Source organism: Bradyrhizobium sp. (genome assembly GCF_030693485.1).
In the GTDB taxonomy this organism is placed as follows: domain Bacteria; phylum Pseudomonadota; class Alphaproteobacteria; order Rhizobiales; family Xanthobacteraceae; genus Bradyrhizobium.
On sequence record NZ_JAUYAN010000333.1, the window covers coordinates 13568 to 27264 of the forward strand.

At 64.9% G+C, this 13697-nt stretch carries 14 protein-coding genes; 8 read left to right on the top strand and 6 right to left on the bottom strand.

The window, feature by feature from the left end:
- Window positions 1–15 precede the first annotated feature (15 nt).
- Complete coding sequence (locus Q8N40_RS24580; protein WP_305319214.1) at window positions 16–1674, bottom strand: FAD-binding dehydrogenase; 1659 nt, start codon at window positions 1672–1674, stop codon at window positions 16–18.
- Between the two features lie 308 nt (window positions 1675–1982).
- Here Q8N40_RS24580 and Q8N40_RS24585 point away from each other — a divergent pair, with 308 nt between their 5' ends.
- The 6 genes from Q8N40_RS24585 (at window position 1983) to Q8N40_RS24610 (ending at window position 7164) form a co-directional block, all read left to right on the top strand.
- On the top strand, window positions 1983–2522 hold the full coding sequence (locus tag Q8N40_RS24585) for a hypothetical protein (RefSeq protein WP_305713650.1): 540 nt from the start codon (window positions 1983–1985) through the stop codon (window positions 2520–2522).
- A gap of 74 nt (window positions 2523–2596) precedes the next feature.
- Entirely contained in the window at window positions 2597–2791 is a 195-nt protein-coding gene (locus Q8N40_RS24590; RefSeq protein ID WP_305713651.1) for a hypothetical protein, read from the top strand.
- 22 nt (window positions 2792–2813) lie between these two features.
- Window positions 2814–3422, top strand: a complete 609-nt coding sequence (locus Q8N40_RS24595; protein ID WP_305319217.1) for an SCO family protein — start codon at window positions 2814–2816, stop codon at window positions 3420–3422.
- Window positions 3423–3571: 149 nt separating this feature from the next.
- Window positions 3572–4441: a transporter substrate-binding domain-containing protein gene (locus Q8N40_RS24600; RefSeq protein ID WP_305713652.1), complete on the top strand. Its 870-nt coding sequence runs from the start codon at window positions 3572–3574 to the stop codon at window positions 4439–4441.
- A gap of 131 nt (window positions 4442–4572) precedes the next feature.
- On the top strand, window positions 4573–6201 hold the full coding sequence (locus Q8N40_RS24605; protein ID WP_305318522.1) for a lysine--tRNA ligase: 1629 nt from the start codon (window positions 4573–4575) through the stop codon (window positions 6199–6201).
- Between the two features lie 180 nt (window positions 6202–6381).
- Window positions 6382–7164 carry a class II aldolase/adducin family protein gene (locus tag Q8N40_RS24610; RefSeq protein ID WP_305318521.1) on the top strand — a complete coding sequence of 261 codons (783 nt, stop codon included), beginning with the start codon at window positions 6382–6384 and terminating at the stop codon, window positions 7162–7164.
- Between the two features lie 182 nt (window positions 7165–7346).
- Here the strand turns inward: Q8N40_RS24610 and Q8N40_RS24615 are convergent, their stop codons facing one another.
- Entirely contained in the window at window positions 7347–7973 is a 627-nt protein-coding gene (locus Q8N40_RS24615; RefSeq protein ID WP_305318526.1) for a helix-turn-helix transcriptional regulator, read from the bottom strand.
- A 224-nt stretch (window positions 7974–8197) separates the two neighbouring features.
- On the opposite strand from Q8N40_RS24615, the gene Q8N40_RS24620 reads away from it, so the two are divergent.
- Both Q8N40_RS24620 and Q8N40_RS24625 read left to right on the top strand, forming a co-directional pair.
- On the top strand, window positions 8198–8542 hold the full coding sequence (locus tag Q8N40_RS24620; RefSeq protein WP_305318520.1) for a DUF952 domain-containing protein: 345 nt from the start codon (window positions 8198–8200) through the stop codon (window positions 8540–8542).
- The gene (locus tag Q8N40_RS24625) at window positions 8539–9633 is read left to right on the top strand and encodes a quinone-dependent dihydroorotate dehydrogenase (RefSeq protein WP_305713653.1); all 1095 of its coding nucleotides are present in this window, start codon (window positions 8539–8541) and stop codon (window positions 9631–9633) included. Before Q8N40_RS24620 ends, Q8N40_RS24625 begins: the two co-directional genes overlap by 4 nt.
- An 89-nt stretch (window positions 9634–9722) precedes the next feature.
- Here the strand turns inward: Q8N40_RS24625 and Q8N40_RS24630 are convergent, their stop codons facing one another.
- From Q8N40_RS24630 to Q8N40_RS24645, 4 genes are all read right to left on the bottom strand, one after another.
- Window positions 9723–10457, bottom strand: coding sequence for an MBL fold metallo-hydrolase (locus Q8N40_RS24630; RefSeq protein ID WP_305318518.1), 735 nt, complete (start codon window positions 10455–10457; stop codon window positions 9723–9725).
- A gap of 18 nt (window positions 10458–10475) precedes the next feature.
- Window positions 10476–11750, bottom strand: coding sequence for an MATE family efflux transporter (locus Q8N40_RS24635; RefSeq protein ID WP_305713656.1), 1275 nt, complete (start codon window positions 11748–11750; stop codon window positions 10476–10478).
- Between the two features lie 75 nt (window positions 11751–11825).
- Entirely contained in the window at window positions 11826–12128 is a 303-nt protein-coding gene (locus Q8N40_RS24640; protein WP_305713654.1) for a DUF6460 domain-containing protein, read from the bottom strand.
- A gap of 86 nt (window positions 12129–12214) precedes the next feature.
- Window positions 12215–13697 (bottom strand): ATP-dependent DNA ligase (locus Q8N40_RS24645; RefSeq protein WP_305713655.1); only part of this gene is annotated, 1483 nt, incomplete at its 5' end.

Genomic DNA, 13697 nt, shown 5'->3' on the forward strand with positions numbered 1-13697 from the left:
CGCGGGGACTGATTCTCACCCCACCGCCTTCGCTGCCGCCCGTCCCGCATTCCTCCCCGAAAACAGGCAGCCGCCCAGAAACGTCCCTTCCAGCGAACGATAGCCGTGCATGCCGCCGCCGCCGAAACCGGCGGCTTCGCCGGCGGCATAAAGCCCCGGCATGATCGCGCCCTCGCTGCCGAACACGCGGGAGTCGAGGTCGGTTTCAAAACCGCCCAGCGTCTTGCGGGTCAGAATGTTGAGTTTGACGGCGATCAACGGGCCCTGGGCGGGATCGAGGATGCGGTGCGGCCTGGCGGTGCGGATCAAGCGGTCGCCGATATATTTGCGCGCGTTGTGGATGTTCATCACCTGCGCGTCCTTGACGTAGGGATTGGCGATCTCGCGGTCGCGCGCCTCGATCTGGGCTTTGACGTAGTCGAGCTTCAGCAGATTGTCGCCTGAGAGCCTGTTCATGGCCTCGACGAGGTCGCCGAGATTGTCGCGCACGATGAAGTCGGCGCCGTTGGTCTTGAAGGCTTCGACCGGCGCCGGCGCGCCCTTGTTGGTGGCGCGCTTGGCGGTCATCAGCCAGCTCTTGCCGGTAAGATCCGGATTCTGTTCGGAGCCGGAGAGGGCAAACTCCTTCTTGATGATGCTCTGCGTCAGCACGAACCAGGAATAGTCGTAGCCGGTGCCCATGATGTAGTGCAGCTGGCCCAGAGTGTCGGAGCCGGGAAACAGCGGCGCGGGCAGGCGTTTTCCTGTCGCGTCGAACCACATCGACGATGGGCCGGGCAGGATGCGGATGCCGTGGCGCGGCCAGATCGGCGCCCAGTTCCGGATGCCCTCGACATAGTGCCACATGCGGTCGCGGTTGATCAGCCGCGCGCCGGCTTTCTCGGTGATCCCGATCATCCTGCCGTCGACATGTTCGGGCACGCCGGAGATCATGGTTCTCGGCGGCTCGCCGAGGCGCTTCGGCCAGTTCTGCCGCACCATGTCGTGATTGCCGCCGATCCCGCCGGAGGCGACGATGATGGCCTGCGCGCGCAGGCTGAAGTCGCCGGCGGCTTGTTGCGAAGAACTCTTGCCGCGCTCGACATTGTCGGGCGCGAGGATGGTGCCGCTGACGCCGTCGACGGTGCCGTTGGTGATGCTGAGCGCGTCGACGCGGTGGCGGAATTTGAAGGTCAGGTAGCCGCCGCCCTGCGCCAGTTGCGCCCGCCGCTCGAATGGCTCGAGGAGGCCGGGACCGGTGCCCCAGGTGACATGGAACCTGGGCACCGAATTGCCATGGCTCATTGCGTCATAGCCGCCGCGCTCGGCCCAGCCGACCACCGGGAAAATCCGGTGGCCCATTGCCCGCAGCCAGGCGCGCTTTTCGCCGGAGGCGAAGGCGACATAGGCTTCGGCCCAGCGCCGCGGCCAGTGGTCGTCGTCGCGGTCGAAACCCGCCGATCCCATCCAGTCCTGCAGCGCGAGTTCGAAGCTGTCCTTGATGCCGAGCCGGCGCTGTTCCGGACTGTCGACCAGGAACAATCCGCCGAACGACCAGAAGGCCTGGCCGCCGAGGCTCTGTTCGCCTTCCTGGTCGACCACGATGACGCGCTTGCCGGCCTCGGCGATCTCGGTTGCCGCGACGAGACCCGCAAGACCCCCGCCGACCACGATTACATCCGCATCCAGTGCCATCGCGTCATTTCCCCCATCTTGCGCGATTGAAGCCCGCACGCTTTACCGCGGTCAACGGCAAACGGCGGTCTGTGGAGGTCAAGCCGCGTCCAGGGCGCGTCAGACGCACGAAGGATTCGTTAACTTGTTCCAGTTTGGGACCTTTTCCGGCCGCGGAGTGCAGCGCCCCTGCAACACTCAATTTGAATCTGTTTGGAGTGGTCTTCGCCATCTGGACAAAATCACGATCCGGCAACACGCTGCTGAAACGCCTTGCATCGCACAAGGCAGCAGATTCGGGTTCGACAGGTTTGGACTGGGGCTGGGACATGAAGCTCGGGACGGGGTTGCTCGCGGCGGTTCTCCTGATGGCGGGGATGGGGGCGAGCCATGCTGTGGTTCGCATCGCCGATGACCGCGGCGGCCGGATCGGGACTTACGTCGACAAGTATCAGGGCCTGCGCACTTCGGGCGAACAGGTGATTATCGACGGCCTCTGCGCCTCGGCCTGCACCATCGTGCTCGGCGCCGTTCCGCACGACAAGATCTGCGTGACCTCAGCCGCCAATCTCGGCTTCCACGCCGCATGGGATTTCGGCGCCAATGGCCGCGCGGTCACCAACCCCGAAGCCACGCAGATGCTGTATTCGATGTATCCGACGCCGATCCGGCGCTGGATCGCGCAGCGCGGCGGGCTGAAATCGCAGATGATTTTCCTGCGCGGCAAGCAATTGCAGGCGATGTACAAGCCCTGCTATCTCGACGCCCAGGCGTCCTCGCCGCGGCCATCGCCGCGCCGGGATCGCGCCGTCGGTCAGCGTGAAGTGATCACGCCCAATCCCGCCGTGCTTGCCCGGCAGCCCGACTAGCCCTATCTGAACGGAACAGGCAGGCGAACCGGCGGCGACGCCGGTCGGACGTCAGTCCCTTCGGATGGTTATCCATGGTTCAGCGGGTTTCAACGCAGCAGGAAATGCCCGCGATCTTGCCGCCGGGCCGCAGGCTCGCGTCGGCGATCGTGATCGGCGCCGCGGTGCTCGCCGCCATGGCGCTGACCGGCGCGCTGGCACTCTGGTTCCGCTACGGTACCGCGGTGTTTTTCGAGATGATCGTCTCCGGCATCTCCGCCTGCTTCTGATCCCGGACACAAAGGAATCTTCATGACGGATCAGCCCACCCGCTCGCAGGCCGTTCGCCCGCTGATCATCCTCGCCGCCTTCGGCGCCAGCCTGGTGGTCGGCCTCGTGCTGATGCTGTGGGCGATGGGCGGATTGCGCAATGTGACGGCGCCTGCCGCTATCGGCGGGCCGTTTCAATTGACCGACCAGGCCGGCCAGACCGTGACCGACGCCAACCTCAAGGGCCGGCCGACGGTGATCTTCTTCGGCTTCACCCATTGCCCCGACATCTGCCCGACCGCGCTGTTCGAGATGTCCGAGGTGCTGCGGGTGTTGGGCAAGGATGCCGACCGGGTCAACGCCTGGTTCGTTTCGGTCGATCCGGAGCGCGACACGCCTGCGGCGATGAAGGATTATCTGTCGAGCTTCGATCCGCGCCTGAAGGGGCTGACCGGCAGCCCCGAGGCGGTGGCGAAGGTAATCTCGGGCTACCGGGTCTATGCCAAGAAGGTCCCGCTGAAAGGCGGCGACTACACCATGGACCACACCGCGCTGATCTACTTGATGGACCGCGACGGCAAGTTCGTGGCGCCCTTCAATCTGAAACGGACGCCCGAGGAGGCCGCCGCCGACCTCAAGCGGTATCTCTGAGCCCCGGCAAGCCCCCATACTGTCGATCATCTGCCGATAAACGGCGTTCGCGTCGCGAGCCCGATGGTCTATAAGGCCGTCGAATCCGGAAAAAACCGCCGTCAATGCAGCCGCAGATCGTCCCGTTCCCCGTCGGAAGACCGCTCCTAATGGCCCGCGCCATCCTGGCTGCGGCGGGACTGCTGCTGGCTGCGGTGCTGTCCGCTGGCCCGGTACAGGCCCAAACTGTCGCAAAGCCTGCCGTGGAGGCCGCTCCGCAGGCGGTGCCCGGGTTTTGGGACCCGCGCCGGCGTCCGGACCGGCCCGATCTGTCCCGTCTCACGGTGATCCGGTTTCTGACCGAAACCGACTATCCGCCGTTCAATTTCACCGGCCCGGACGGCAATCCCGCCGGCTTCAACGTCGATCTCGCGAGATTGCTGTGTGAAGAGATCAAGGTGACCTGCACGGTCCAGATGCGGCGGTTCGAGACGCTGCTGGATGCGATCACGAGTAATCGCGGCGACGCCATCATCGCCTCGCTGGCGGTGACGCCGCAACTGCGTGCCCGGGTCGATTTCACCGATCCTTATTACCGCGCGCCGGCGCGCTTCGTGTCGCGGCGCGACGCCGTGATGCCGGAAGTCCGTCCCGAATATCTCGAGGGCAAGAAGATCGGCGCCATCGCCGGCTCCTCGCACGAGGCCTATCTGAAGGCGATGTTCACCGACGCCGAATTGCTTCCTTACACCAGCGACGACGCGCTGCGGCTGGCCTTGCGGCGCGGCGAGGTCGATTTCATTTTCGGCGACGCGATCTCGCTGGCGTTCTGGATCAACGGCACCGACTCCGCCGAATGCTGCGCCTTCTCGGGCGGGCCGTTCGTCGAGAGCCGCTATTTCGGCGAGGGCATCGGCATCGCCGTGCGCAAGGGCAACGACCTGTTGCGGCAATCGCTGAACTGGGCGCTGTTCCGGCTCTGGGAAAAAGGCCGCTACACCGATCTGTGGCTGCGCTATTTTTCGGTGAGTCCGTTTTAGTTCCGTCATTGCGAGCGAAGCGAAGCAATCCACACTTGCTTTGTGGCCCCATGGATTGCTTCGCTTCGCTCGCAATGACGGCTATAAATTCGAATAAGCCGGTTTTCCGGCACGAGAGAAAGCTTTGCTAGATGTCCGCAAGCCCCAGCGATCTGCGCGCGCTCGCCGAACAATCCAACGCCTGGCCGTTCGAGCAGGCGAAAGCGATCGTCGCCAGGCTGAAGAAGCAGCCAAAGGACGAGGTGCTGTTCGAAACCGGCTATGGACCATCGGGCCTGCCGCATATCGGCACTTTCGGCGAGGTGGCGCGCACCACCATGGTGCGCCATGCCTTTCGCGTACTCACCGAGGACAGGATCAAGACACGGCTGCTGGCGTTCTCCGACGACATGGACGGGTTGCGCAAGGTGCCGGACAACGTGCCGAACAAGGAGATGCTGACGTCGCATCTCGGCAAGCCGCTGAGCCGGATTCCGGATCCGTTTTCCAATCAGTATCCGTCGTTCGGCGCCCACAACAATGCGCGGCTGCGCGCCTTTCTCGACACCTTCGGATTCGACTACGAGTTCGCCAGTTCCACCGACTACTATACGTCCGGCAAGTTCGACGCGGCCTTGCTGCGCGTGCTGGAGCGCTTCGATGCCGTGATGGCGATCATGCTGCCGAGCCTGCGCGAGGAGCGCGCTTCGACCTATTCGCCGTTCCTCCCGATCTGCCCGCGCACCGGCGTGGTGCTGCAAGTGCCGATCGTGTCGCACGACGTCAAGCAAGGCACGGTTTCCTATGATGACCCCGAGACCAAAGAGCGCGTCACGCTCCCGGTCACCGGCGGTCACTGCAAGCTGCAATGGAAGCCGGACTGGGCGATGCGCTGGTACGCGCTGGGCGTCGACTATGAAATGGCCGGCAAGGACCTGATCGATTCCGTAAAACTGTCTGGCAAGATCTGCGCCGCGCTCGGCGGCCTGCCGCCGGAAGGTTTCAACTACGAACTGTTCCTCGACGACAAGGGCCAGAAGATCTCGAAGTCGAAGGGCAACGGGCTCACCATCGACGAGTGGTTGCGCTATGCTTCGCCGGAATCGCTGTCGCTGTTCATGTACCGCGAGCCGAAGGCGGCGAAGCGGCTGTATTTCGACGTCATCCCGCGCAATGTCGACGACTACCAGCAGTTTCTCGACGGCTTTTCGCGCCAGGATCCGAAGCAGCAACTCGCCAATCCGGTCTGGCACATCCATGCCGGCCAGCCGCCGGCATCCGACATGCCGGTCACGTTCCAGCTGTTGCTGACGCTGGTGTCGTCGTCGAACGCGGAGAACGCCGAGACGCTGTGGGGTTTTATCGGGCGCTACCGTCCCGGCGTGACGCCGCAGTCCCATCCGAAGCTCGACGCCATGGTCGGCTACGCCATCAACTACTATCGCGATTTCGTCGCGCCGACCAAGAAATTCCGCGAGCCGACCGATAGCGAACGCGTCGCGCTGCAGGACCTGCGCGATGCGCTGTCGAACATGCCGCCGGCGTCCACCGCCGAGGACATCCAGAACGTGGTCTACGAAATCGGCCGCCGCGAGCCGTTCCTCGATCCCGTGAAAAAGGGCAAGGACGGCCGCCCGGGCGTCGCGCTCGACTGGTTCAACATGCTCTACCAGGTGCTGCTCGGCCAGGAAAAAGGCCCGCGCTTCGGCTCCTTCGTCGCGGTCTATGGCGTGACCAACGCGGTGGCGATGATCGACGGCGCGCTGGCGCGGTCGGCGTAACTCGTCGTGCCTGCGTTCGCAAGGGACGACGGCAGAGGCCCGGTGCGACAATTCGAGATAGCAGACCTACGACAATTTCAGCCGGGCTCCCGGCCAAATTGCGCTATACTGCCTGCAATCAAGACGCCGAAGCCCCCGTCGAGGGGCAGGCAACACGCAATTTCAGCAGGGAGGATGCTCATGCAGTTCAGGGTTTCGCCGAAGGCGCTCGATAATTACAGCACCGAGGAATGGCAGGCGCGGGTCGATCTCGCCGCCGCGCACCGGCTCGCCTTCAACCAGGGTTTCAGCGAGGGCATCTTCAACCATCTGACCCTCACCGTGCCGGGCCGCAGCGACCGTTACTACCAGATTCCGTTCGGCATGCACTGGTCCGAGGTGACGGCGTCGTCCTTCATGGAAGTCGGCATCGACGACGGCGAGGTCAAGCGCGGCGAGGGCGACGTCGAGCGCTCCTGCTATTGCATTCATGCGCCGATCCACAAGGCGCTGCCACAGGCCAAGGCGGTGTTTCACACCCACATGCCCTATGCCAGCGCGCTGACGCGTCTGGAGGATCCGCGCATCAAGGAGATCGGCCAGACCGAGGTCGGCCTTTCCGGCGCCATTGCCTATGACGACGAATATACCGGCCCGGCGCTCGATCCCGCCGAAGGCGCGCGGCTCGCGCGAGTGATCGGCGACAAGTCCGTGCTGTTCATGGCCAATCACGGCATCTCCACGGTCGGCGCCACCGTCGCCGACGCCTATGACATGCTCTATTATGTCGAGCGCGCCGCGCAGGTGCAGATCTATGCGATGTGGACCGGACAGCCGCTGAAGGAGCTTCCCGCGCCCGTAGTGGAGAAGACCAAGCGCGACTACGCCGGCAGCAGCATGTTCGACGGTCCCAGTGCGGCGCAGCGGCATTTCGATGCGTTGAAGCGCATGCTCGACCGCAAGGAGCCGGACTACACGACGTAGGCTTTCAGCAAACGGGAGCGCTTCTTCCCCTCTCCCCTTGTGGGAGAGGGTGAATCGAATGCGCGCGGCGCATTCGAGACGGGTGAGGGGTTCGCTCAACAGGCAGGTTGCTCGCGGATAGAGACCCCTCATCCGGCGCTTCGCGCCACCTTCTCCCACAAGGGGAGAAGGAAGAGAGAAAATTACTGACTCACCCAAACGATCCGCGCGATCCAATCGACGTCGCCGGATGCCAGCGTGCGGTCGACATGGGCGGGGTTGAGAGATGCCAGTTCCAGCGTCTTCGCGGTCCGGCGCTTCAACTCCTTTACCATCATTTCGCCGGCGGTGGTTTTCACCACCACGCGGTCGCCGCGGCGGATCGGGGTGCCCGGCGACACCACGATGACGTCGCCGTCGCGATAGGCCGGCTTCATCGCATCGCCCGATATCTCCAGCGCATAGGCATGCTCGTCGTTGACGGCGGGCAGCCCCACTTCGTCCCAGCCCTTGCCGGCGGGATATCCGCCATCGTCGAAATGGCCGCCGGCGCCCGCTTGAGCGAAGCCGAGCAGCGGCACCGACTGCACGGTCCGCGGGGCGTCGCCGATCAACTGTACGAAGGTATCGATCGAGGTGTTGGTGGCAGCGAGCGACTTCGCCACCGATTCGGTGGATGGCCAGCGCTCGCGGCCCTCGGCGGTGATCCGCTTCGACTTGTTGAAGGTGGTGGGATCGAGCCCGGCGCGTTTGGCCAGCGCCGAGGTGGTGCTCCCGGCGCGCGCGGCCAGCCGGTCCAGCGCGGTCCAGATCTGGTCGTGCGTGAGCATGCCCTGCGCTTTCGGAACTCTGGCCATGGCCCGGCTCGGATGCCTAGGAATTATTACCTTAGTAAACCCGCTTCCGGCGCCAGCGCAAGGGACGGACAAGGGACGGAAAAAGGGACCAAAAGCGGCCCTTGAAGTGGGCAGGGTGCGCCGATACGGTCGGCGCGCGATCCGGCAACTCCGGAAAAACCACAAGAAATTCAAGCAACAGGCAGGACGTTCGGCACGTGCGCAGGATCTACAAGATTTGTCCCGCCTCGGCCTGGCGCGAGGCCGAGCGACAGGGCGTGTACCGGGGCAGCGCCGACGATGCGCGCGACGGCTTCATTCATTTCTCGCAAGCAGCCCAGGTCGCCGAGACGGCAAGGAAACATTATGCCGGCCAGACCGGCCTGTTCCTGATCGAGGTCGATGCCGATGCGCTCGGCGAAGCGCTACGCTTTGAGCCGTCGCGCAACGACGAACTGTTTCCCCACCTCTACGGCGAACTCGATCTCGGGGCGGTCACCGCCGTCCACGAGATGCACGCGCGGTCGGACGGCTTTCACGACATCCCGGAGCTTGCGCCGTGATCCGCGCCTTCGATGCCTTTTCCCTGCCGCTGCTGCGCTGGTTCGATCCGGAGGACGCCCACCGTCTGGCGATCCAGGGCCTGCGGCTGCTGCCGCCGGTTCGCACCAGGCCGGACGATCCAAAACTGGCGGTGCGGGCGTTCGGGCTGAATTTCCCCAATCCGGTCGGCATGGCCGCGGGCTTCGACAAGAGTGCGGAAGTCTCCGATGCATTGCTGCGGCTCGGTTTCGGCTTCGTTGAGATCGGCACGGTGACCCCGAAACCGCAAACCGGCAACCCGCGGCCGCGGCTGTTCCGGCTGGAGCGCGACGAAGCGGTCATCAATCGCATGGGTTTCAACAATGACGGCGCCGACGCCGTGTTGCGGCGGCTCGCGGCGCGCGCCCATCATGGCGGCATCGTCGGGGTCAATGTCGGCGCCAACAAGGATTCGGTCGATCGCGTCGCCGATTACGTCCGGCTGATCGAAACCTTCGCGCCGGTGGCGAGCTATTTCACCGTCAACGTCTCGTCGCCGAATACGCCGGGCCTGCGCAATCTGCAGCAGGCGGCAGCGCTCGACGATCTGCTGGCCAAGGTGATCGACGCCCGCGAACGCGTACGGCAGAACGCCGGCGACTCGCCGGTGCTGCTCAAGATCGCGCCCGATCTCAGCCTCGCCGAACTCGACGATGTCGTGCAGATCGCCCGCTCGCGCCGGGTCGACGGCATGATCGTCGCCAACACCACCTTGGCGCGGCCCGCGACCTTGCGCGAGACCAACCGCGCCAGGGAGCAGGGCGGTCTGTCGGGCCGGCCGCTGTTCCGGCTGTCGACGCGGATGGTGGCGGAAACCTATGTGCGCGCCGAAGGCGCATTTCCGCTGGTCGGCGTCGGCGGCATCGACTCCGGCGGCGCGGCGCTGACGAAAATCCGCGCCGGCGCCAGCCTGATCCAGTTGTATTCGTCGCTGATCTACAAGGGCCTCGGCCTCGTCGAGGACATCAAGAACGACCTCACCTCGACCCTGTTGCGCACCGGCCGCGACTCGCTGTCGGAAATCGTCGGCGCCGATGCCGCGACCATCACGGCCGAGGACTGGCCGGTTTAGGGACGGTCCTTGGTGGTCGCCACAACCAAGCCGGGCGATGACAGCGGTGTTCGTGCGACCGTTGCACTTCACGCCGCGAGCATTTCCATTCAAACCTCCACCACCATCCCGTCGCTCGCCGCCGTGTAGTCCAGCGTCTCCAGCCGCCCCAGCATGTCGTCGCTCATATGCGTCAGCACCAGCCGCTTCGGCCGGATCTCGGCGAGATGCGCCTCCAGCGTCGTCAGGCTGAGATGGTTCTTCACCACCTTGTCGTAGTAATAGGCTTCGGCAACGAACAGGTCGGCATCGCGGCCCAGCGGAATCAGCGTCTCGGTCCATTCGGTGTCGGCGCTGTAGGCGATGACGCGGCCTTCGGCCTCGACGCGGTAGGCCAGGAACGGCCCGCCGGATTCGCCGTGCACGACAGCATAAGGCGTGACATCGACCGCGCCGAAGCTGAATTTCTCCTCGGGCTTGAGTGCGACAACTGACAGCTCGAAGCGCTGCTTGGTCTTCGACGAATGCTCGAACAGCGCCTCCATCACTTGCGTCAGCCGCATTTCGATTCCTTCCGGACCTGCAATGACAAGCGGACGGCTCCGTCGCGTGAACTGCGCATCCAGCAGCAGGAACGGCAGACCGCCGAAATGATCGCCGTGGAAATGCGTGATCAGGATCAGGTCGATCGCGTCGCGCGCGATACCGAGCCGCTTCAGCGCCGGCAGCGAGGTCGCGCCGCAATCGATCAGGAAATTGACGCGTTCGCCGGTGACGTGAAAGCAGGTGTTGTTCCTGCCGCCGGAGCCGAGCGCATCGCCGCAGCCGACGAATTGCAGTTGCATCGGTGATACCCTCTGGATTCAGCCGGATAGCGGCGCTGGCCCGAATGACTTCCGCAGCATCGCCGGATAGCGCAGCGCCTGCAACCCGCCGCGCGCGGCATAATGCACCAGCAGGGCGCCCCACAGCCCGGCATTGCCTAGCGAACGCAGCGCCAGCCAGGCGCCGAGAAAGATTGCAAGCGAGAGCACCATCAGATTGCGCATCTCGCGTGCCCAGGTCGCCCCGATGAAGATGCCGTCATAGGCGAAGGCGAACACGCCGAGCACCGGCGCCAGCGTCACCAGCCACAGATAGTCGCGCGCGCCGCGGCGAACCTCTTCGCTTGCGGTCATGATATCGATCAGCACGGACCCGAACAGCGCATAGGACGCGGTCACCGCCAGCGCGAAACCGAATCCCCATGCGATCACCAGCCGGGTCGCGCGGATAAAGCCGCTGCGGTCGCGCGCGCCATAGGCGCGGCCGCATAATTGCTCGGCGGCATTGGCGAGGCCGTCGAGGAAGAACGCGCTGATCAGCAGGAAATTGTGCAGCACCGCGTTGGCGGCCAGCGTCACGTCGCCGTGGCGCGCGCCCTGCGCGGTGAAGAACAGGAAAGCGGCAATCAGCGAGGCGGTGCGGATCATGATGTCGCGGTTGACCGCGAGCATGCGGAGCAGTTTCGTCCGGTCGAGCAGCGCCGCGCGCGAGATCGCGGGGTGCCCGCGCGAAAGCCCGCGTGCGATGAGGATGCCGAGCACAAGGCCGGTGGCTTCTGCGCCCAATGCGGCGATCGCCGCTCCGGCGATGCCGAAATCGAACACCAGCACCAGCAGCGCCGTCGCCGCCATGTTGATGAGGTTGATGGCGACCTGCACGCCAAGTGCGAGCCTGGCGCGGGCCTGGCCGATCAGCCAGCCGAGCACGACATAATTGGCCAGCACCAGCGGCGCCGACCAGATCCGGATGTCGAAATAGATCCTGGCGGCGCGGGTGACGGCTTCGCTGCCGCCCATGGCGCCGAACAGAAGCGCGGCGAGCGGGATCTGCAGGACGATGAGAGACACGCCGACCACGGCCGCGACGACGAGGCCCCGCAGCAGCAGCGCGCGCAATTCCCTGACTTCGCCGGCGCCGAGCGCCTGCGCGGTGAACGCCAGCGTGCTCATGCGCAGGAAGCCGAACAGCCAGAACAGGCAGTCGAACACCACGGACGCGATCGCCACGCCGCCGAGCAGCGTCGGCTCGCCCAGTCGCCCGATCGCGATGGTCGAGACGATGCCGATCAGCGGCGTGGTCAGGTTGGCGATCATCGCCGGACCGGCGATGGCAAAGACCTGCGCGGTCGTGACCTTCGTTGGGGAAATCAGCAACCGGGGTTCGCGGATCTATCGTCCGCGCGGCGTGCCGAACAGCCGCGACAGCAGCCAGATCGGGATCACGATCACGGCGCCGAGCAGGAAATAGCGCCACACCCAGTTGATGGCGTCGAAGCCGAGATTGTAGATCCAGTCGAACAGCCGCCGGATGCTGCTCAGGATGTTCCAGGGATCGAAGCCGATGGCGGACAGCACCACGCCGACCAGGATCGACAGCAGGATCAGCCGGACCGCCACCGCCAGCGGCGAGCCGCCGAGAAAGCGATAGAGGCCGTCATTGGCGGCCGGCAGTTCTCGGGTCTCGTTGGGCATCGATGGTCTCCCGGAGCGGATTCGCCCGCCCAGTATATAGTCTGGTCGCCCAGACATGGGGAACCCGGGTGTCGGCGTCAATGGCCTTACGTCGCGGTTCGCGCCGGCGCTTCGGCTTTCAACATCCGCTCCAGCGTTTCCAGTCGGTCGGCTTCGCGCGGCGGCTTGTCCCAGCGCAGCCGGCTGATGCGTGGGAACCGCATTGCCACGCCGGATTTGTGTCGCGGCGAGCGCGCCAGGCCCTCGAAGGCGACTTCCAGCACCAGCCCCTGATCGGGCGCGTGCACCACATGCCTGACGGGGCCGAATTTCTCCGTGGTGTTGCGCCGGACAAAACGGTCGATCTGCAACAGCTCCTCGTCGGTGAAGCCGAAATAGGCCTTGCCGACCGGCACCAGCTGCTCGCCATCTTCGCCCGAGGTCCAGACCCCGAAAGTGTAGTCCGAATAATAGGACGAGCGCTTGCCATGGCCGCGCTGCGCATACATCAGCACGGCATCGATCAGATGCGGGTCGCGCTTCCACTTCCACCACTGGCCCTTCGGGCGTCCCGTCAGATAAAGTGCGTCGCGGCGCTTCAGCATCACGCCCTCGACCGCCTCGGCATCTTCACCGGCGCCTGCGCTGGCGGGATCGGTGCGGACCGATGTCAGCGCGTCCCAGCTTTCGAATGGTATCACCGGCGACAAGTCGACTTTGGGATCGTCGAGTTTTGCAATGAAGGCTTCCAGCCGCTGGCGGCGCTCAAGGAACGGCAGCGTGCGCAGATCGTCATCGCCTTCGCCGAGCAGATCATAGGCGCGCAGATGGATCGGAAATTCCCTTGTCAGCTTGGGCGACACCGCTTTCCGGTTCAGGCGCTGCTGCAGTACATTAAAGGTCTGCACCCGGCCGTTACGCAGCACCAGCAATTCGCCGTCGATGGCGCCGGGCAGGCGGAGTGACGGCAGCAAATCGGGAAAGCTCCTGGTAATGTCTTCGCCGCTGCGCGAATACAACCGCGCTTGCATCTGGCCATCGGCGTCACGGCCGCTCACCGCCTGCACCCGGATGCCGTCCCATTTCCATTCCGCGATGAAATCGGCGGCGTCGAGATTGGAAAAATCCGCATCCTCGATCGCATGCGCCAGCATCACAGGGCGGAACGGCGTCGGATCGAGATTGACAGGCGCCTCGGCGCGGCCTTCCAGCCACGCGAACAGGTCGAGGTAGGGCGGCTCGAGGCCCGGCCACATCAATTCGAGTTGGTGCGGATCCTTGTCGCCGAGCGCTGCCGCGGCGGTCTTGGCCAGCCGCGCCGAGATCCCGATCCGCATCGCGCCGGTGACGAGCTTCAGCAATGCCCAGCGCCCGGTCTCGTCGAGATCGTCGAGCCACCGCGTCAGCTGTTTCGGCAGTTCAGTCTTGCCGAGGTTGCGCAGCGTGGTGACGACCTCGGCGAGGGTGGGCGGAGGCGGGTTATTGTGGAGGTTTGATACGGACCGTTCTTCACCTCTCCCGCTTGCGGGGGAGGTCGGATCGCCCTTGGGCGATCCGGGTGGGGGCTCTTTCTTGGAGACTGCCGATGCC

Excerpts from the sequence above, each read along its gene's own strand:
- Q8N40_RS24580 (WP_305319214.1), bottom strand. The coding sequence starts at position 1,674 with ATGGCACTGGATGCGGATGTAATCGTGGTCGGCGGGGGTCTTGCGGGT.
- Q8N40_RS24585 (WP_305713650.1), top strand. The coding sequence starts at position 1,983 with ATGAAGCTCGGGACGGGGTTGCTCGCGGCGGTTCTCCTGATGGCGGGG.
- Q8N40_RS24590 (WP_305713651.1), top strand. The coding sequence starts at position 2,597 with ATGGTTCAGCGGGTTTCAACGCAGCAGGAAATGCCCGCGATCTTGCCG.
- Q8N40_RS24595 (WP_305319217.1), top strand. The coding sequence starts at position 2,814 with ATGACGGATCAGCCCACCCGCTCGCAGGCCGTTCGCCCGCTGATCATC.
- Q8N40_RS24600 (WP_305713652.1), top strand. The coding sequence starts at position 3,572 with ATGGCCCGCGCCATCCTGGCTGCGGCGGGACTGCTGCTGGCTGCGGTG.
- Q8N40_RS24605 (WP_305318522.1), top strand. The coding sequence starts at position 4,573 with ATGTCCGCAAGCCCCAGCGATCTGCGCGCGCTCGCCGAACAATCCAAC.
- Q8N40_RS24610 (WP_305318521.1), top strand. The coding sequence starts at position 6,382 with ATGCAGTTCAGGGTTTCGCCGAAGGCGCTCGATAATTACAGCACCGAG.
- Q8N40_RS24615 (WP_305318526.1), bottom strand. The coding sequence starts at position 7,973 with ATGCTCACGCACGACCAGATCTGGACCGCGCTGGACCGGCTGGCCGCG.
- Q8N40_RS24630 (WP_305318518.1), bottom strand. The coding sequence starts at position 10,457 with ATGCAACTGCAATTCGTCGGCTGCGGCGATGCGCTCGGCTCCGGCGGC.
- Q8N40_RS24635 (WP_305713656.1), bottom strand. The coding sequence starts at position 11,750 with ATGATCGCCAACCTGACCACGCCGCTGATCGGCATCGTCTCGACCATC.
- Q8N40_RS24640 (WP_305713654.1), bottom strand. The coding sequence starts at position 12,128 with ATGCCCAACGAGACCCGAGAACTGCCGGCCGCCAATGACGGCCTCTAT.